This window comes from Caballeronia choica (genome assembly GCF_001544535.1).
GTDB lineage: Bacteria > Pseudomonadota > Gammaproteobacteria > Burkholderiales > Burkholderiaceae > Caballeronia > Caballeronia choica.
The window spans coordinates 20,885-37,280 of record NZ_FCON02000052.1 but is presented as its reverse complement, the minus strand read 5'-3'; the positions used below and the strand labels follow the sequence as shown (position 1 = coordinate 37,280).

The window sequence follows — 16,396 nt, the reverse complement described above, 5'->3', positions numbered from 1 at the left end:
GGCTTACCCGTAATAATGCAGCTGGCAATCCGCCATCCGGCCGGATGAACCAGTTCATACGGATCAACCCGTGTCCAACCATGCGCTGCCGCGTAAGTCATGCCCGCCACCCTGTCAGTAATGGATTCGTGTCTGGAACTGGCCGGCCTCGTACACGTCGACCGCATTCGGCGATTGCGGCTGCAGCCAGACGATGTGGTCATACACCGTGACGGTGACTGGATCGCCGTCGTATCCGCCGTCGTCACGCCCGTTTCGCCACCTCACAGCTGACGCATCGCCCGAGGGATCGCCGTACACCTGATACGCGCCGACCTGGCTTCCCACACAGGCCTGCGGCCCGTAATATGCATAGCCGCTGCTGAGATCCGCCACCGAAGGCCTCGGCGTTCCGATCGGTGCGAAACCGCTCATGCCGCTGTACGGACGAGCTCCGGCCGTGCGTTGCCCTTCGGCCACCCAGGCGCCGGCCGCCGCGGCCGTTGTGCCAGCAGGGCATGGATCGTACGGCGTGTTGTTCTGACGGACGGTCATATCCGAGTCTTTACACTGCGGCCAGCCGCGGCCGTGGCGGAGATCGTCCATCAGATGATCCATTGCCGGTCCACAGGTGTCCGGTGCCCACGGGCCGCCATTCGATGACGAGTTGCCCATGCAGATCACAACGCGGCATCCGTAATCGTCATCGGCACGGACCATACTGGCGTGACCGCCTGAAGCGAGCGTAGATGCGAGCAACATCAGCCGACCTCTGTTTTTCATCGTCATACGCCACCCCGTTTCCAGGCAAGCGCCTTGCGCCCGACCCTCATGTTTCGGCAGGCACTCCACGTGTTGCGCACGGCCAGGCCCAACAAACAGAATGGCGAAGCCGCCAGTGCACCCAACCACATCAAGGCAAGCACGGGCGGCAGCAGGACCCAGACACCGCTCTCCCGCACCAGTCGCGCCATCAGATAAAAAGACATAGGCACCATGAGCGCCGCAAACTGCCCTCCGGCCCCAGGCTGGTGATGCCACCATTTCGATGCCGCCACGGCCGCCGTGACGGCATAGCCGTCCAACATGAGGGCCGCAGCGAGCATCCGATACCGGTTATTGATCATCAACGGCTCCGCTTGCCCGCACTGCCTTGCGCGAGCCGCCAGTCTGGTCGTTGAGTCGCCCATTAAGCTGACCGTCTTCGTCGTCGTCCCCATAGGTCGTGAACCAGTCGTCTTTGGCCACAGACCTTGCGGCGCGCTCCGTCCGTGCCGCCGGGCGTCGTGCGGGTCCGCGGGCAGGGAGAACGTCTGGGACAACATCGATCGGCTGCGCCCCCTGCACGCCGGACGCCGGGACGGCAGCCGCCACCTTTTGGGCATAGGCGACGCCTCGCGTCAGATCACCGCTGTAATAACAGGACAGCGCCGCGCGTACCGCGTCATCAGCCTGCACAAACTGCAGTTTCGCGCGCGCGTAGCACGCTTTAAGAATCGCGGCACCGGTCTTGAGGTTCGTGCAGGGCTCGAAAATGCTCTCGGTGGTCTGTCCGTAACGCGCCAGATTGTGTACGTTGACCTGCACCAGGCCCACGCTGTAATTCCAGCCGCCGGCGTCGAGCGCCTTGACGGTGGCCAGCGCTTCCGGAAGGTTCTTCGGCTGTCGCGCAAGATGACCGGCGACGACGCCGATCGCGAACGGATTGCCGCTGCTCTCAACGGTCGCCACTCGCCCCAACAGGGCGTGATGAACGTCAAGGGCACAATCCCGGGCCAGCGAAACAAAGGGCGCCGCAACCGGTGGCGCAGCCACCTCCATATCCGTCTTTACCGCTTGAACGGACAGCGGCATCAGGCTTAACGCCAGAGGCACGACGAGCGATTTAATGGGGGGCATAGAGCACCTTGCTGATTCCTCGTACCCCATCGTCGTAGCGATGCATTTGCACCACGACATCGATAAGACTGCGGGCATAGTCGACAATCTCCGCACGCTGCAAGGTCGAACCGAAGCGCATGACCATCTGCGCGAGCCGATCGAACATGTGTTCGGGGCTGGTTGCGTGCAGCGTCGTCATCCAGCCACCGTGCCCCGAATTGAGCATTTCGAGCGCGACGTATGCTTCGGCGCCGCGCAGTTCGCCCGGAATCACGCGATCCGGCGACAGCCGCAATGACGCCTCCATCAATTCAACTGGCGTCACGTTCGCAGTGCCTTGATTGCCCCGCGAATACAGCAGGTTCACCGCATTGGCCTGCGGCGGCCGCAGCTCGCGCGCGTCTTCAATCGTCACGATCCGCTCAGCTGGCGAGATCTCTTTAAGAAGCATATTGATGAACTCCGTCTTGCCAGCAAAAGTCGGTGCGCTCACAACGATGTTCTTCTTCGTCTTGACGGCGAGTCGCAGGAAGGCCGGCCACGCACAGTCCCGGTATAGCGACGCCAGCTTCTTATCGGTGTCTTCCGAGTCTGCTAGCGGTTCATTGACTCGATCAAAGGCCCCACTCTCCTCGTAGTACCGCATCGCCAGATCGAGCGTCGAAGGTTTTCGGATCGCGATCGCAATCGTGCCGGCAGGCACCGATGGGGGTTGAACAACCTGGATCCGGAAGTCGCGATTACCCGGCCCTGTCAGTTCCGAAGGTATCGAGGCCGCGAGGAGTGGGCGCTGCGCGTTTGTCTCCTGATCCGAGTGATGCGCCACCAGCTCGGCGAAGTCCCGCAACGTGCTTTCGGTCAGTACCGGTGTATCCACTCGCTCCATGAAACGCATGCCCTTCCGGCCGGCCCACACGATTCCTGGACCATTCACCGCGATCTCCGAAACATCGACGTCATCGAAGAGCGGCCGGATGGATTCGGTGCGGTTGAAGAATGCCGGCACAATCGACATGTCAGTGTCTCCGGATGCGTTCGGCGCGAGCCACCGCGCCGGCCTGCTGCACCGACGGACGATCGAGGCACACCTGCGCATCGAAACACTGGCGGGCAACGGCCTTAAGCTTTGCCTGCGCAAGCATGAGGTACCTTTCGCCATCCCGGGCGAAGTCCCTGAATATTTGTGCTTGCAACGCATCGGCGACCGCGTCGTCGAGCTGGCGGCGCAGTTCGCGTTGAACGTGCGAGATATCTGTTGCCATCAATCTCCCTCGTCATCGGGTTTGCAGTAGTTGGAAAAGTCCAGCTCGTGCTCGACCTGAATGCGCACGCGCGTGCCCTGGTCGTTTTTGAGCGTCGGCGGAATGTTGACGTAGCTACCCAGCAGCTGCTGCGAAGACTGGGCCATCGACGACTGGACGTTCTCGCGATATATCGCAGATGAGTTATTGCGGTCCGAGGACGACACCCCGTAATTCGATGCGCCCGCGCCAAGGATTGCCAACGCCGCGCTCATGCCGAGGATCTGGCCAACGTGGTTATCAACGTCGGCATCGATGCCCGCCGATCCGAGCTGATCGGCAACCGGTGAGTCGACATGGATCTTGACGCCATCCGGACGCAAGGCGACGGCGCTTGCAATGAAGGTTCGTTCCTGCCCCTTGCGCACAGACGAATTCGGTTTTCCTGTAACGCGCGTGCCCCACGGCAGCAGCGGAATGCGGCCCTTCTCTCCATAAGCATCCCGATCCAGCATGATCGTGATTGAGCCAGGCAGGTCGGAGATAATGCGGGGCAGCAGGTGGCCTTCGAGGATGGAACCCGGCTCCATCTTGCATTGCAGGTTCTCGATTTTTTGCGCCTTGACAATCGAATCGTCGGCGTTCGCAACACTGCGCGCAAAGACCGAATTCGGATCATTCGGACCGTCGCCGCCGAGTCGACGCCCCTGACCCGCCTCGCCCTGCTGACCATCAGCGGGCGCGCCCGCATCGTCTGAACTATCGCCACCCGTGTCAGAACCAAACAGGCCCGATTTCATCCGTGCCTCACGTAGTGCTTCGGCTTTTCTGCGTGCCTGTTCAGCTGCTGCGGCCGCCTGACGTTGACGCTCCGCAGCCCGTCGCGCTTCGTCCGGATAACCGCCCGAGCTTGCCGCTGTTGCCGACGCAGCTGCCGCCATCGACGCCGGAAGTTTCTGCCGACCAGCATCCAGCGGCGCAGCCTTCGTCGTGTCTTCGTCAATCTTCGGCTTGTCGGAACTGCTCGATGATGCTGGCGAGTCATGCTTCATCGCGTAGAACCCGCCGACGACCAGCACAAACAGAATCACGCCTGCGGCCGTGAAAAAGGTCTGACGTCGGCCGCGGGCAGGATCGGCCGCGAGCGACGTCTGCCGGAGCACATCAGCTGCGCGCCGGCGCTCGTTCAGGCTGTCGTCTGCATCGCCCGGCTCGCCCCCCGGTTGCCCGCTTTCACGAGGCAGATCATTCGGGTTTTCAGTCGTAGTCAATGTCCGCCTCCCCAGGGCGAACGCTGCGCCTGCGTCACCGCACCCTCTTGCGACCGGATCACGCACAAGGTGCGATCGCTATCGCGCAGCGTAAAGCGGTCAGCCATCTGCTCGATCACGAGGTATGGCCCTTCCCTGCGCATGGGCGCAAGCGCCTCGGTGCCGTCTCGGTCAACTATGTAGATGGTCGGCTTGGGCTTGCCGATGGTGGTCAGAAAGTAAGTGAACTGCCCGTCGTCAAACACTCGCTGCAGCCCGAACGCACTTTCGTCACCCGACACCTGATAATTCTTGTTAACCATGCGGGGCTGCGAATATGACACCTCAGAGACTCCGCCCGAATCGTCGCTCCATCCATCGTTTCCGTCAGCCGGATACAGGAAGCGCACCGCATAGGTCGCGCGTTCCGGATTCTTCGAACTGGACAGGCGGAAGTAATAGACGTGGTTGCTGGTCGTGACCGTCAGATTGGTTCTTGCATCAGGTTCGACTGGCTTGAGCACAAGATGATTGCGAAATTTCAGGACCTGCCAGCCGATCGAATCGCCGATCGCCTTGTTGAGGATCCTTTCCCCAGGCGCGAACTCGATCGTCGTCGCATAACCATAGACACCGGTGATTTCGTAGACCTGATTCGGATCGAACTGAAGCTGGCATACCCGGTTGTCCGTGATCACACAGCGCGGATTTTTGGCCGCTTGTGCATTCACACCCATAAAGGCGCACGCAATACCGACTGACCATGCCAGCATGCCGTGGCGAATCGTTTTCATGTCGTTCCCTCTACCGGTTAGTACCCCGAGAGCGTCACGAAATGCACGATGTGCGCGGCCTGCAGCGCAGCGTCAATCGACGCTATCTGCATGTGGTAAGTGCCGCGCGTCGTCGTCACATTCAGCCCCATCTCTTCGCCAGGCCTCTCGGCCGTCGCCAGAAGCGCGTGGCCCGTTCCTTGAACATGAAAGACCGGCGCCGTGCTCTGCGCGACGGCCTTGATGTGCTCGTCGCGCGGAAAATCCGTCGCCGGCAAGGTCCTGTCAGCAATCTTCAGGTCGTATATCTGGTCCGGCATGTACGGCAGGCACTGCACAATACCTGCAGTACTGCGCAGCACGGGATCGGCCGCCATCACTTCCTGCTCCCATTTCAACCTCCGGGTGGAGCCGGCGCACCCGGTTCTGTGTTTGGCTCGAAGCCGGTCACCATGAATCCCGTCCCGTTGATGTAGCGATTCTGCGGCGTCAACGCCTGCTTCACGAAGTCGTAGCGGACCAGAACATGCCAGTACACCGTCTTGCTGTCGCTGTTCCCATCGCTGTAGGTCGTGAACGTTGCTTCGGCCTTGCGGTCGTCCCGGTCGAGAATCCGCACGCGAACCTCCTTGACCCGGCGCACCGTCGTCTCGGCGATGCTGTAGTACGGGTTGTCCCTGTTCTTCGCGTCCATCTCGTGATTGAAGCGATCCGCCACGTCCGACGCTGAATGCAGCCTGACATAATCAATATGGTCCTGACGAAACGCGCGATCGAGCGTGTAGCGTTCAGTCACGTAGCGGGCAAGTTCGCTTTCGATCACGGCATCTTTCGCGCTGAGCACCGTAGGTGTGCCGATCTCGCTTTTTGCGACGTGGTTGTTTCTGTCGAGGGTCAGCACCACGGGTGGTACATATTCCAGATTGGCCTTGTCGTAGGCCATCGAAGCCAGTGCGAGGCCTGCGATCGGCCACGCGGCCAGCGCAAGCAGATAAGCACGGTTCCGGGATACGCGAATCGCCTCATTGGATTCAGCTGGCGGTATGTCAGGCGCTGGCGCATTACGTACCCTGGATGATTTTTGGATAATCGCGCTCACCATCGAACTCCATCAGATGCGCCACTCGAAGGAGCGCTGCCCCCCGGGCCACCCGGTTGTCCGGCACCCGACGGGCTCGACATGCTTGAAGTGCCCGTCGCGCCCCCTGAGGACAGCGCCCGCTCGATCCGCGCAAGCTGATTGCCGTGAGCTGTTTGTGTGTTGCTGATACTGGTCAGTGCAGTCGCCGCGCCCGGATTTGCGCTGGCGCCGCCTCGCCCACCGCCGGAAAACTTCGACATGATCTGGGACATCATGAAGCCGCCGATCATGTCCGCCATGCCGCTGCCGGCGGCGCCGCTCGATGTTAGGGCGGCCGCCAGGGGGCGAATGGTAAAGGCCATGAAAAGCGTTATTGCCCCCGCAATGATGATTGCGGCGAAGGCATCCTGGGCCGTCATCGCATTGGGATCCATCTTCGAGACAAACTGGTCGGTGATATCGAAGCTGAATTTCACGATGACGCCGAGCAGGATTCCGACCAGTGCGAATTTCGCCATTGCCGCGAACCAGCTCATGCCGAATCCGCGCGTGCTGTTCCACAACAACGTCGGCACGAACAGAGGGAACAGCAGCATCGTGACCGCAAAGCCCATGTCGGACCCAACCTTCAAGACGAGAGCAATCAGGACCATCGCTGAATTGACGATCTGCAACGCCAATCCGAGAAGCACGATGCCGATATTGAGCATGGACTGCTTCATCATCTGGCCGGATGCGTCTGAAAACTTGTCGTAATCGTTCTCCAGATATTGCGTCATCGATTGCCCACCCATCAGCGAACTTACGGTGTCGTCACGCAGCTCTTGGAACGAGTGAAAGATCTGTCCGGCCAGCCCGCCCCAGTTCAATGCTGCAAACACGAACATGATCGTGAGGAGCATCCTCACCAAAGGCCATACGTCCGCCGGATCGCGCCCGGAATGAACCCGCATCACTTTCACGGCCACCCAGATCATCGCGAGGTACAACGCGGGTTGCGTGACCGCGTGCCCCAGCACCGGATAGTTGGTCGACAAAAACGCTTCCGTCCGCGAGGGGATGCTGTCGAACAGCGTCTGGATGAATTGATCTACCGGATCGGCCATGTCACTTGCGCGCCCCGAAGAACCTATCGTTAAGCGCTGCGGCCGCTGCCGTGCAATCCCTTGCTTCCGGCGTGTCGGCGCCGACCCCGATACCGTGGTTCTTGCATTCAGCCAGTCGTTGCTTCATCTCGCCCTGATGCGCGAGGTAATACGCTTCGGTCCTCGGCTCGAACGCCGGCACAGTCTGCGCGGCGGGTTCGATAGTGCTGCCACCCGGGCCACGGGTATGCACAACGACGTAAAAAATCAAGCCGCCGCATCCAACGACTGCGACCGCGAGAAGGAACCAAGTGAGTTTGCCCGTCCAAGTCATCCGCCTGTCTCCAGTTTCAGTCATCCGTGCGCCGGCAGGCGCCACGGCGCACCTGCTACGCCTGCTGCACGATCAGATGAAAATCGCACGCGCATGGCGATTTCGATATCGTGCCGGAATGCGCACAACCCGCCAGACACGTGGCCCCGGCGATCAGTAGGTAAAAAGCGATGCGTCGCATGTCGCCCCTCACTTCGATACGTTCTGAAAAAACTTCATGCGAGCCGCCGTAGCCTGATTACTTTCGTTCACCTGGTTCGCGGTCAGATTCGCATTGATGGCCTGCAATTTCGTTTGCGCGGACTGCGCCATGCCGAACTCGGCCGACATGCGGTTCTGCAGATCGGCTGCATCCTTGACGTTCTGCGTGGTGTCGACCTGCTGCGACAGGTTCTGGAAGTTACGCAGGTGCGTTTGCGCCTCGTCGTACAGCGACTCCCCGCCGGCCAGTGCCGAGCGAACCGAGTCGGTACTCATCTTGTAGTTCGCGCCCTCGCCCTTGTCCGCGAAGTCATCGGGTGACATCGTGTTCATCACCTTTTCGTAGGTCGCCTGTCGGCTGCCGTAGACGCCGCTCTTCTGCTGCGATACAACGTCCTGCCAACTGCCCGGCACAATGGACGACGCGTCGATTGCGTCGGTCAACCCCTGTCCGCCCCGCCCGTACGAACCGGTTACCGCGCCGTATTGCTGCTTGAGCGTGTCGTATTCCTGCTTGAGCTGGGCGAGTTGCGCGGCCAGCGCTGTCCACGTCCCGGCGTCGCCGACTGGGACGCCCGTTGCGAAAGCTGTCGTCGACATGACCATCATTGTGATGGCCGCTACGGAAATACCTTTCATTTCTGCACCTCCACTTCCTGTTGCGCGGTTGACATCCGGACGAAGACGCGCAAAGCATCGCGCTGCACGTCGTCAAGTTCGTTATCCGCCACCACGCGATGGTCAGTGATCGTCTCGCCATAAAGTCGCGCCAGCGCGCATCCCACGACGCTGCCGGCAAACCCGGCATCCGATGACGCGCGCACACGCCACCAGTGGATCGCCCCTTCTATTTCACCGAGCGTGAACTGCATGACGCAGCTCTTGGCTAGCCATCCAGTGCACCCTGAAGCCTCGCGCCCACGACCACGCATACACGAAACAAAGCGCGAACACGCCGTACTGCTGCGAGTCCCACGCCATCCGGAACCAGAACGGTTGCCCTGCAAGCCCTTAGATGCAGGCCCATCTCCGCCAGTGTTCGCGTCGGTCCTGCGACAGGAAAACACTCGCGGCACCAAGTACACCGATTGAAATCTGTCCGATCACAGGTTCACCCCACCTCTCAAGTCAAACGTTGTGCGTCCGTTCAGCTAGCGCCCGCGCCATGAACACTGGGACCCACCGACTCGGGTCCGTTGTGCCCAACTCGGCGCGAATACGATTCATCAACTCAACCGACCTGTCATTCGACGACAGCACGGCCACGAGCTCAGGCATGTCCGACATATCGAACGAGGCGCGCACGCTGACTCCACTGCCCTTCTTGATGAGCACCTTGTAGTCCTCTGGCACCGCACGCTCGATAAACTCGAACTCGCTCTGCGAAAAATCCAGGTTGTCGATATAGTCCCGCCGATCGGCCTTGTCGTTGGCAAAGTAGAAGCTCGTCACCGCCTGATTCTTGACGGCCGCCACCGGCCGGTACAGGGCACTCGCCTCTGGCGTAATAAAGCCAGTCGGACAGTTTCGCCGACGGAATGTCTCGCGATATAGCTCGACCTTCTGCTGCCAGAACGGATTGCGGATGTACGTCTGGGCTTCGTCCCACACGATGATCGCCGGCGACCCATCAAGCGATTGCTCGATGCGGTGCGTCAGGTAGTTAAGCAGGGTGGGAAGCTCTGGCCTTCCCTCCTTGTCTTTCATCAGCTCCCGCATCTCGTAGCGGTAGTGACGGTGCGTTGTCACATCGAGCGTGTCATGTTCGTTGTCGAAAACCGCGGCATTTGCGCCGTCGCTGTGCCACACTGCAATCGCCCGATACAGGTCCGAACTTTTCGCACCGAAACGCCAAGCCAGATTCCGCAGGCGCCGATCCTCGAACCTGGTCTTGCTGTCATCGAAGTTGTCATTGACCGCCGTGGCAATGCGCTCAATATCGTCGACGGTGAGCCTGTAGCCGTAGCACGTCGCCATCATCTGCAACAGCTCGCGCAGCATCGCGCGATTCTGTTCCGTGTCGGGCATCTTGCAGGGATTGCCAAGGGACCGCGATAGGCTGAGCACGATGTCGGCGCCGTTCATTGCCTGCATGAACACGGTTGCGCCATTCTCACGGTCAAACCAATGCACCCGGGGCTCCACCTTGTCAGCTTGACTGACGACCATCGCCACAAACAATGTCTTGCCGACGCCCGTTTTCGCGGCGAAATTGCAGTGTCCGGGCACCATCCCGGCGCGCTCCTCGTGAAGATTCAGGTAGTAGCCGGTCTGACCTTCCGTCGGCAGAACCATCAGACATTCCCCCCAAAGGTTCCCGTCGAAGCGTCCCTGTGGAAAGCTGTGCAGCGATGCAAAAGCGGCAAACTGGATCGTCTCGACCTTGCCGACCCGGCCGTTGTGCCGCTTCGTGGCGCCCGGTATCTGAGACCACACGGCGCGCTCCATGCCGGTGGTCTCAACAACAGGCTTCACACCCCAGCTCTTGAAACACTCGCCTGTCTTTCCGACGGCATCGTCCAGCGCCTCGAGCGCTTTCACCGCAGCATCCTGCGAGCGCCCTTCAACCGGCACATGAACGAGGACGCTCATGTGATGCGTGCCGAGCACGGCCTTGTTGGCCGCCTGCCGCATGCGCAGAGCGGTGATTTCCGCCGACATACCGGCAGTCGTCCGGTCGTGCGACAGCCGGGCCTCACTGGTCGATGTCGCCATGCTGGCGTCAAGCTTGTCGATCGGGAAAAACTTCTGCGTAACGATCAGTTCGGCGTGCAGCCGCTGGAACCGGTCTGCCATCCCGGCGACGGCGCCATCGGGCCAGCGCGACATGGCGAGCACCTGTCCGACGCGGCGATGGTTGAGCCCGCTGACCTCAAAAACGTCTTTCCCCAGGATCGGGTTGCGGCCGAAATGGAGATACGAACTCGCGATCGCCTGGGCTAGGTTGTATGAGTCAGCCAGCACGGGGCCGTCTTCCTGCGTGAGCAGATAGCGCAGGAAACGCGCAATCTCACAACAGGGTCCGATTTCCGTTTCGACGCGGCCCAGCCGGCGAGGCGCGTAGTGAGCCAGCGATTTAATCAGCGAATTGACCTTCTCTTCAAGGTCACGCGCCTGCCGCGACTCCTTTTCAAGCTTGTCGTTGGCGCCAGAAGGATCGAACGCATTGAATACGCGGTCGAGCCGCCCCACTACCCCGCCGTAGTGCCGGTAACGCACGACGGCGATATAAATTTCGTGCTGATACAGCGACCGCGTCTGGAAACGCGCCTTCAGCTTTTCATTGAGGAAATTCGGAAACCAGTTCGAATACTTGCCGGCGGGCCACCGGTGCGCCTTGCGCCGGATCTCGTACACGTAGATACCGACGTTGCTGTCGGCGATCGACTCCAGCGCGGTGTTCCGCTGATGCTTGTACGCATCGACGCCGATGTCATCCAGCATTTCAGCGTAGAGCCCCTGGAGACGTACAATCTGCACCAGTCCGCTGTCGAGCGTACGCAACGTATGGCCGTTGTAGTACGCGTTCCGACCGAACGGAAGTTCGCGCGAGGCGTGCAGATCGGCCGCATCATCCTTGTCTGCCTCGCTCCGCTGAACGAATGGAGACGCGCCGAAATGACGATCAAGAAAGTCACCGAGGGACATAGGTCTTCGCTCCGCCCCAGTATTTGAGGCTACGTGGCTTCGCCGTCGCGCCAAAACTCTGATAAGCGACCGAAAACGCAAACATGTCTTTCGCGGTAATCAGATAGGCGCCGATGACCAGGAAGGGCACGGCGAGCATCACCGGCCACCATTTGAGGAACATGAAGACAACCGCGGGCAGTACGAGCGAGCCGAGGAACAGCTCAGCCAGGCAGCCCCATATCATCCAGGGTTGCACCATGCCTTTCGGGATTTCGTGTACATCACGCATAACCTCACCTCAGATCTGCGAGGAAGCGACCGACGCCGCATAGCGGACGATCGAAGGGACCGCGAAGAATACAAATGAGCAGATAACTGCGACCACGCCGCTCTTCATTGGAATCCAACCCTTCGGCACCCCGATCACGCAGATGCCGAGAATCGCCATGAAGACATAGGGACCCGCGTCGACGAACAGCCAGCTAACGAAATCGCGAACCAAGGCAGTGCCTGTGCTGTAATCCATCGCATAGGCGTATTCGGGGAACACCGCAGCAACGAACAACAGGACCAGCGTGGCCGTCGACCTTGTTTCCGAGCGCGCCAACGGGGGCGACTTGCTAAGCAAGAAGTGCCGAATGGCAGGGGCGAGCGTGACCGCGCCTATAATGGCGGTAGCCATAGTTATTCCTCACAGAGTTGCGAAATGGTCAGGTTGATGTCGGTGTTGATAGCACCGACATCAACCGCTCTTATCGCTCTCCGGGTGCCATCAACAACCTGGCCGGATCGCGATGGGACCCAAATTAATCTTCTGACACCGCCTCCTGTCGCGACGTTGGCGACACCGGCGCATCCGATGCGCATCCCTTGCAGACCGCCTCATCTTCGAGTTCGGCCCGACGAGTACGAAGTTCAACGACCAGTTGCGCATTTTTCGACCGCGCCTCCTGCTTTGCTCGCTCGACGAGCCACTCATTTAGCTCTCGGGGGAGTCGACACTGCGAGCGAACGATGTCACCCATTCTGTCTCCTCTAGTGCTTTCTAGTCACTATTATATAGTGACACCGTGTCACTATATTCCAGCGTCACCATAGTGTCAAATGTCACTATGAAAGACAGCTACCGCTCACAATTCCGGCTACCGTGGTCCCTCTACTACCAGTTGAAGGAATCCGCCACGAAGAATCGGCGCCCACTCAACGCTGAGCTGGTCGCTCGTTTGGAGTCGACCTATCCCGGGCTCAGCGTTCTCCGCGAGGATACCGATGTCGACGAAATGCGTGAAACCGTCACTACAATGTCTCTCGCCGAGCTCATGACCCCAGATGAGATAACGATGTTCGCCGAACGCATGCTCGCTATTGCCGCACGCAAGCGCACTACCAAGACAACACCGTAGTGACACTTTCCGGCAGATGGGGTGACGAATTCAAGAGGTCCGCTTAGCCTTGCTACCGCCAGCGTTTTATGCTAATCGTTTGCGTTTGGCAGCCTAGGGTTCATGACCGAGAACCAGAGCGGTGGAATTAACGCCAGGCCGAACATGTGCAGATAGCCGCCAGGAAGCGCTCTCCCGGCGTGGACCAGGCGATCATAGGTACGCGTCTGCTCTAGATGGTGGTGAGTGTGAAGACCGTTATTTATGAATAACCGGTTGGACAGCCAGAAATTGACATCCCACGCGACCTGATTTTCCAATTCATCAGGACTGCCGCACAGGCCATAGTGCTGCAGATAGCCAACCGTTTCTACGACGAAAACGGAGACTATGCCTTGCCCGACGTAGAAGACGGCCCCATGCCAGCCACCAAACCACGCGAAAAGAGTCACGACCGCTACGGTGACAAGGACGATCTGCAGGAGCCGGCTTTCCCTCCAACTGCGGGCCTGGCCCCGCTCGTAAGCGATAGCAGATCTCAGCGCCGAGAAAAAGGAGCGGCCCACGTGCCACCAGACCGACAGGCCAACATGGGCCGTCGAGCCGAATCGCGGATCGCCGACGTGGCCATGGTGGAGTTGATGCACGACTCGGTAGTGAGGGTATCCAGCGACAGCTAGCGCTACGTCGGAGGTCAACTTCGACCCACGCCCGCCCCGGTGCATTACCTCATGAATGTGCGCCATCGCAAAAGCACTCACCACCCCGCAGGCAATCACCAGGCCGGCAAACTCCAGCGGTCTCGCGCTCATCGCTCTTTCGACTGCAACAAGCACCGCGACGCCCCACACGCAAATGTAAGCGACCGGAACCACAGGCCCCATGGGCGCTTGGCTCGCCTTCTGGTCTGCAACCGCCGCGTCCTGACCGATAAGCGCGTCGGCGGCCGGAACCACCGCAACCAAGAACAGCAAAAACAGCCAGGGATGCCGGTAAAAGAACAATGCCGCCGCAGTCGCTGGTAACAGCGTCGATAGCCAAAACCCGCCCTTACTGTTGCGCGAAGATGTCATTTTCTTCCGCAAACCGCACCGCTGCGGTAATGTGCGAAACGCCAATCTTTTCGTTGATCCGTTGGAACTGCCTATAGACAGTTGTGGAAGACACCTTGAGTTCATCGGCGATCGCACCCGCGTTGAAGCCAGATCTGACGAATCCAATCAACTGCACGTCCTGGTGCGAAAGGCCGCACTTTCTTATCGCATCTTCTCGCACTGCTCGCGATGACCAATCGAGAAGCTCCAGCGCCAGCGCGCGGAAAAATGCTCTCCCCTCCCTGAGTTTCGGCTCACCTTCTTCGGGCCTGGTGCTCGAGCCGAGGTAGAGAACTCCAATCCGCCCTTTCTTGCTAGCGTGCGCAGGAATGAGGAATATGCTGAAAAAGCCGTGTTCCGCGGCCACCTCAAGCATCCGCTTTTGCCCAGGAGTCCGGACTGGCAACTCCGAACCCAACACTGGCACCGTGTTCGAGCGTGCGTAATCGAGACAAGGGTCCGTCAGATACCACCTGTTCGCGTTGTACAGTTGACACCATTCAGGGCGACAACCGATCAAGAATCGATGGGTGGAACGGCTAGCGGAATGATCGGTAGGATGCAACGAAACGAACACAAACCATTCGGCCCCCTTCGATCGAATTGCGTCTCTAACAAGCGGTATCAACTCCAATTCATCCGCTGCGTTTATAACCGCATCAAAGCTCAGTTCCATTGCGATCGATCCGTCTAGATTACTTCACTGACCCCATCCGCCCAGACAATGTTTCGCACTTCCATATAAATTGCCTGCATCACCGAATGATAGGGGTCCGAAAGCACGAACTTTTCAAACTCGCCTTTTGACGAAACCGGCAAGATCTGAACCAGCATCAGTTCGTCACCCTGAATCAGATACCTTTCCGCAATGAAACCGCTTGGCACCTGATAGAGTCGAATGCCCACCTTCTCGACATCGGCGCTAACAGCTCGCTCATAGACAAGGTTCTTCATAATCCTCGCCTTCGATCTCGGGGCGATGTCCACACGCACGACACGTTCTATCCTTGACTTCATGCTCAGACAGAGACGAAATCACATTGTCTACCACACATCTTTCGCACTCGAAGATCGACACGAAAAATTCCGCGCAGCAGACTTCGCACCTCATCCGATGGACTTCGTTGTCCTGCAAGACTTCCCATCCATCATCGCCATGATCGGCCCCACAAGAAGGGCACACAATGCTGATACAGTCGCTCATAGTTCCCAATCCAACAAATCTCATCTTCACTCCGGCAAATCGCCGGGCCACCTCATGCGCCCCGAGCGCGGCGCCAGCCTTCATCCAGCCCGTGCTGGATACGTCTCGCGCGATCGACTCGAACGCAGTTTTTGCACGTAATTGACGAACCGCTCTATCTCGGACTCGGCCATCCCGAGCCACGCGAATCGTATGGTTCCGGGCTCCCACGGGAAAATTAACTCGCGGTCGATGCCGTGATGCTCGAGATACTGAAAGAACACCGACAGGTCATCGTCCTGCAGCTGCTTCAGCCACGTCCGCAGGCGTTCCAACTCCTCGCCAGTCAACTCCGCCGGCGATGTGTTTAGAACGCTCAATGCGAAGCGCGTTGGGCAAGGCCCTCGCGGGACGTAGTAAAGATCGCAGTGGTCTTGGTGCGCGGTGCGGGGATCGACGCCCAGTATGGGAAAGGAAAGTCCCTGTTCCTTTGCATCCTTGGCGCGCTGAACCCACGGCCGATCGTCAGGGGATGTTGGCCAAATGCGCTTCAGGTCATCAGCCCTGTACTTCTCACGGGATTCCCAGATCTCGCCCAGCTCGCTGTACTCCCTCGATTGAGAGATCCGGTAAGCCGCATCGACAAGCGGGCTGTCGTGCCAGTGAGCGAGCGGCCTAGTGCGCTCCGCTGCATACATGCGCTGATGGTCATCTTCCAGATTGACGCCCGACTCCTCGAATAGTCGGCGAAATAGAACTAGTGATTTGCGAAAATACTGGGATGCGCCATCTGACTGCTGATACAAGCGTTCCGGAAATGTTTGCGCATTATCCGGTGCAACATGGCCATTGGTCGCGTCTGTAATGCCCGTGACTAGCCAGAAAGCATAGTGCGGGAAAAGACGCGCCAGCGCCTCGATCATGTCTGGCGTGGGTCGTTGTCGACGATGAAGCACCTTACGCCAACGCTGAACGGAAATACGAGTGTAATCCGTCAGCCGCTCCAAGTATCCCCGGCCAGGCTCGGGCCTCGGTAGCAAAGCAGATGCCCTGCGCAACGCCCCCGTTGGCTGTTCCTCTTCACCTGGCGCGAGGCGTGCCTGCTCATTCAGGAGCAAGATCATGCGGTCTTCGATTGTCGTGGTCATATTCCGAAGAAATCCCAATCAGTCAATCTGTCCCGATTAGATCAATTCATAAGATATGAACATACGCGCCCTTGCTTTGTCTCCGCCAATTCAGTTACAAACGGATACACGAAGAAAGGCATCCACATCACAAG

General features: G+C 59.3%; 21 protein-coding genes. 2 read left to right on the top strand and 19 right to left on the bottom strand.

What is annotated here, in order from left to right; translation table 11 throughout:
• Positions 1–114: 114 nt before the first annotated feature.
• From AWB68_RS49585 to virB11, 4 genes are read right to left on the bottom strand one after another with little or no spacing between them, the layout of a single operon-like run.
• Entirely contained in the window at positions 115–768 is a 654-nt protein-coding gene (locus AWB68_RS49585; protein WP_235028447.1) for a hypothetical protein, read from the bottom strand.
• Positions 765–1,106 (bottom strand): hypothetical protein, encoded by a 342-nt coding sequence (locus AWB68_RS22150; RefSeq protein ID WP_087646492.1) that lies wholly within the window; start codon positions 1,104–1,106, stop codon positions 765–767. Before AWB68_RS22150 ends, AWB68_RS49585 begins: the two co-directional genes overlap by 4 nt.
• Positions 1,096–1,878, bottom strand: coding sequence for a lytic transglycosylase domain-containing protein (locus AWB68_RS22145; RefSeq protein ID WP_087646491.1), 783 nt, complete (start codon positions 1,876–1,878; stop codon positions 1,096–1,098). The genes AWB68_RS22150 and AWB68_RS22145 overlap by 11 nt, the downstream gene beginning before the upstream one ends.
• Entirely contained in the window at positions 1,865–2,875 is a 1,011-nt protein-coding gene (gene virB11 / locus AWB68_RS22140; RefSeq protein WP_087646490.1) for a P-type DNA transfer ATPase VirB11, read from the bottom strand. The genes AWB68_RS22145 and virB11 overlap by 14 nt, the downstream gene beginning before the upstream one ends.
• On the opposite strand from virB11, the gene AWB68_RS46725 reads away from it, so the two are divergent.
• The gene (locus AWB68_RS46725; RefSeq protein WP_125483003.1) at positions 2,850–3,152 is read left to right on the top strand and encodes a hypothetical protein; all 303 of its coding nucleotides are present in this window, start codon (positions 2,850–2,852) and stop codon (positions 3,150–3,152) included. The two genes, virB11 and AWB68_RS46725, sit on opposite strands and share 26 nt — an antisense overlap.
• Here AWB68_RS46725 and AWB68_RS22130 read toward each other — a convergent pair.
• The 11 genes from AWB68_RS22130 to AWB68_RS22075 all read right to left on the bottom strand — a co-directional run bounded on the left by AWB68_RS22130 (position 3,122) and on the right by AWB68_RS22075 (position 12,137).
• Positions 3,122–4,372, bottom strand: coding sequence for a TraB/TrbI/VirB10 family type IV secretion system protein (locus AWB68_RS22130; protein ID WP_125483002.1), 1,251 nt, complete (start codon positions 4,370–4,372; stop codon positions 3,122–3,124). The genes AWB68_RS46725 and AWB68_RS22130 overlap by 31 nt on opposite strands.
• Entirely contained in the window at positions 4,369–5,145 is a 777-nt protein-coding gene (locus AWB68_RS22125; protein ID WP_087646487.1) for a TrbG/VirB9 family P-type conjugative transfer protein, read from the bottom strand. Before AWB68_RS22125 ends, AWB68_RS22130 begins: the two co-directional genes overlap by 4 nt.
• Positions 5,146–5,162: 17 nt before the next feature.
• Positions 5,163–5,501, bottom strand: coding sequence for a TrbG/VirB9 family P-type conjugative transfer protein (locus tag AWB68_RS22120; protein WP_087646486.1), 339 nt, complete (start codon positions 5,499–5,501; stop codon positions 5,163–5,165).
• A 17-nt stretch (positions 5,502–5,518) separates the two neighbouring features.
• Positions 5,519–6,226 (bottom strand): VirB8 family type IV secretion system protein, encoded by a 708-nt coding sequence (locus AWB68_RS22115; RefSeq protein WP_087646485.1) that lies wholly within the window; start codon positions 6,224–6,226, stop codon positions 5,519–5,521.
• A complete protein-coding gene (locus AWB68_RS22110; protein WP_087646484.1) occupies positions 6,220–7,311 on the bottom strand; it encodes a TrbL/VirB6 family protein in 1,092 nt (363 codons plus the stop codon). The genes AWB68_RS22115 and AWB68_RS22110 overlap by 7 nt, the downstream gene beginning before the upstream one ends.
• Before the next feature lies 1 nt (position 7,312).
• The gene (locus tag AWB68_RS22105) at positions 7,313–7,624 is read right to left on the bottom strand and encodes an EexN family lipoprotein (protein ID WP_087646483.1); all 312 of its coding nucleotides are present in this window, start codon (positions 7,622–7,624) and stop codon (positions 7,313–7,315) included.
• A 189-nt stretch (positions 7,625–7,813) separates the two neighbouring features.
• Entirely contained in the window at positions 7,814–8,464 is a 651-nt protein-coding gene (locus AWB68_RS22100) for a TrbJ/VirB5 family protein (RefSeq protein WP_087646482.1), read from the bottom strand.
• Positions 8,461–8,697, bottom strand: a complete 237-nt coding sequence (locus AWB68_RS22095) for a DUF3717 domain-containing protein (RefSeq protein ID WP_087646481.1) — start codon at positions 8,695–8,697, stop codon at positions 8,461–8,463. Before AWB68_RS22095 ends, AWB68_RS22100 begins: the two co-directional genes overlap by 4 nt.
• 256 nt (positions 8,698–8,953) lie before the next feature.
• The gene (locus AWB68_RS22085) at positions 8,954–11,473 is read right to left on the bottom strand and encodes a VirB4 family type IV secretion/conjugal transfer ATPase (protein ID WP_087646480.1); all 2,520 of its coding nucleotides are present in this window, start codon (positions 11,471–11,473) and stop codon (positions 8,954–8,956) included.
• Positions 11,460–11,744: a VirB3 family type IV secretion system protein gene (locus tag AWB68_RS22080; RefSeq protein WP_087646479.1), complete on the bottom strand. Its 285-nt coding sequence runs from the start codon at positions 11,742–11,744 to the stop codon at positions 11,460–11,462. Before AWB68_RS22080 ends, AWB68_RS22085 begins: the two co-directional genes overlap by 14 nt.
• A gap of 9 nt (positions 11,745–11,753) precedes the next feature.
• Positions 11,754–12,137, bottom strand: coding sequence for a mating pair formation protein (locus tag AWB68_RS22075; RefSeq protein WP_087646478.1), 384 nt, complete (start codon positions 12,135–12,137; stop codon positions 11,754–11,756).
• A gap of 430 nt (positions 12,138–12,567) precedes the next feature.
• Here AWB68_RS22075 and AWB68_RS22070 point away from each other — a divergent pair, with 430 nt between their 5' ends.
• Positions 12,568–12,858, top strand: coding sequence for an Arc family DNA-binding protein (locus AWB68_RS22070; RefSeq protein ID WP_087646477.1), 291 nt, complete (start codon positions 12,568–12,570; stop codon positions 12,856–12,858).
• Between the two features lie 71 nt (positions 12,859–12,929).
• Here AWB68_RS22070 and AWB68_RS22065 read toward each other — a convergent pair whose 3' ends face one another.
• The 4 genes from AWB68_RS22065 to AWB68_RS22050 all read right to left on the bottom strand — a co-directional run bounded on the left by AWB68_RS22065 (position 12,930) and on the right by AWB68_RS22050 (position 16,262).
• Positions 12,930–13,910, bottom strand: coding sequence for a fatty acid desaturase (locus tag AWB68_RS22065; protein ID WP_160110043.1), 981 nt, complete (start codon positions 13,908–13,910; stop codon positions 12,930–12,932).
• Positions 13,888–14,607: a helix-turn-helix transcriptional regulator gene (locus AWB68_RS22060; protein ID WP_087646475.1), complete on the bottom strand. Its 720-nt coding sequence runs from the start codon at positions 14,605–14,607 to the stop codon at positions 13,888–13,890. The genes AWB68_RS22065 and AWB68_RS22060 overlap by 23 nt, the downstream gene beginning before the upstream one ends.
• A 14-nt stretch (positions 14,608–14,621) precedes the next feature.
• Positions 14,622–14,885: a hypothetical protein gene (locus AWB68_RS22055; RefSeq protein WP_087646474.1), complete on the bottom strand. Its 264-nt coding sequence runs from the start codon at positions 14,883–14,885 to the stop codon at positions 14,622–14,624.
• 330 nt (positions 14,886–15,215) lie between these two features.
• Positions 15,216–16,262 carry a hypothetical protein gene (locus AWB68_RS22050; protein ID WP_200828759.1) on the bottom strand — a complete coding sequence of 349 codons (1,047 nt, stop codon included), beginning with the start codon at positions 16,260–16,262 and terminating at the stop codon, positions 15,216–15,218.
• Positions 16,263–16,396: the final 134 nt, after the last annotated feature.

Bases quoted from the DNA above. Each gene is read 5' to 3' on its own strand.
- AWB68_RS49585 (WP_235028447.1), bottom strand. From the start codon at position 768: ATGACGATGAAAAACAGAGGTCGGCTGATGTTGCTCGCATCTACGCTC.
- AWB68_RS22150 (WP_087646492.1), bottom strand. From the start codon at position 1,106: ATGATCAATAACCGGTATCGGATGCTCGCTGCGGCCCTCATGTTGGAC.
- AWB68_RS22145 (WP_087646491.1), bottom strand. From the start codon at position 1,878: ATGCCCCCCATTAAATCGCTCGTCGTGCCTCTGGCGTTAAGCCTGATG.
- virB11 (WP_087646490.1), bottom strand. From the start codon at position 2,875: ATGTCGATTGTGCCGGCATTCTTCAACCGCACCGAATCCATCCGGCCG.
- AWB68_RS22125 (WP_087646487.1), bottom strand. From the start codon at position 5,145: ATGAAAACGATTCGCCACGGCATGCTGGCATGGTCAGTCGGTATTGCG.
- AWB68_RS22120 (WP_087646486.1), bottom strand. From the start codon at position 5,501: ATGGCGGCCGATCCCGTGCTGCGCAGTACTGCAGGTATTGTGCAGTGC.
- AWB68_RS22115 (WP_087646485.1), bottom strand. From the start codon at position 6,226: ATGGTGAGCGCGATTATCCAAAAATCATCCAGGGTACGTAATGCGCCA.
- AWB68_RS22110 (WP_087646484.1), bottom strand. From the start codon at position 7,311: ATGGCCGATCCGGTAGATCAATTCATCCAGACGCTGTTCGACAGCATC.
- AWB68_RS22105 (WP_087646483.1), bottom strand. From the start codon at position 7,624: ATGACTTGGACGGGCAAACTCACTTGGTTCCTTCTCGCGGTCGCAGTC.
- AWB68_RS22100 (WP_087646482.1), bottom strand. From the start codon at position 8,464: ATGAAAGGTATTTCCGTAGCGGCCATCACAATGATGGTCATGTCGACG.
- AWB68_RS22095 (WP_087646481.1), bottom strand. From the start codon at position 8,697: ATGCAGTTCACGCTCGGTGAAATAGAAGGGGCGATCCACTGGTGGCGT.
- AWB68_RS22085 (WP_087646480.1), bottom strand. From the start codon at position 11,473: ATGTCCCTCGGTGACTTTCTTGATCGTCATTTCGGCGCGTCTCCATTC.
- AWB68_RS22080 (WP_087646479.1), bottom strand. From the start codon at position 11,744: ATGCGTGATGTACACGAAATCCCGAAAGGCATGGTGCAACCCTGGATG.
- AWB68_RS22075 (WP_087646478.1), bottom strand. From the start codon at position 12,137: ATGGCTACCGCCATTATAGGCGCGGTCACGCTCGCCCCTGCCATTCGG.
- AWB68_RS22070 (WP_087646477.1), top strand. From the start codon at position 12,568: ATGAAAGACAGCTACCGCTCACAATTCCGGCTACCGTGGTCCCTCTAC.
- AWB68_RS22065 (WP_160110043.1), bottom strand. From the start codon at position 13,910: ATGACATCTTCGCGCAACAGTAAGGGCGGGTTTTGGCTATCGACGCTG.
- AWB68_RS22060 (WP_087646475.1), bottom strand. From the start codon at position 14,607: ATGGAACTGAGCTTTGATGCGGTTATAAACGCAGCGGATGAATTGGAG.
- AWB68_RS22055 (WP_087646474.1), bottom strand. From the start codon at position 14,885: ATGAAGAACCTTGTCTATGAGCGAGCTGTTAGCGCCGATGTCGAGAAG.
- AWB68_RS22050 (WP_200828759.1), bottom strand. From the start codon at position 16,262: ATGACCACGACAATCGAAGACCGCATGATCTTGCTCCTGAATGAGCAG.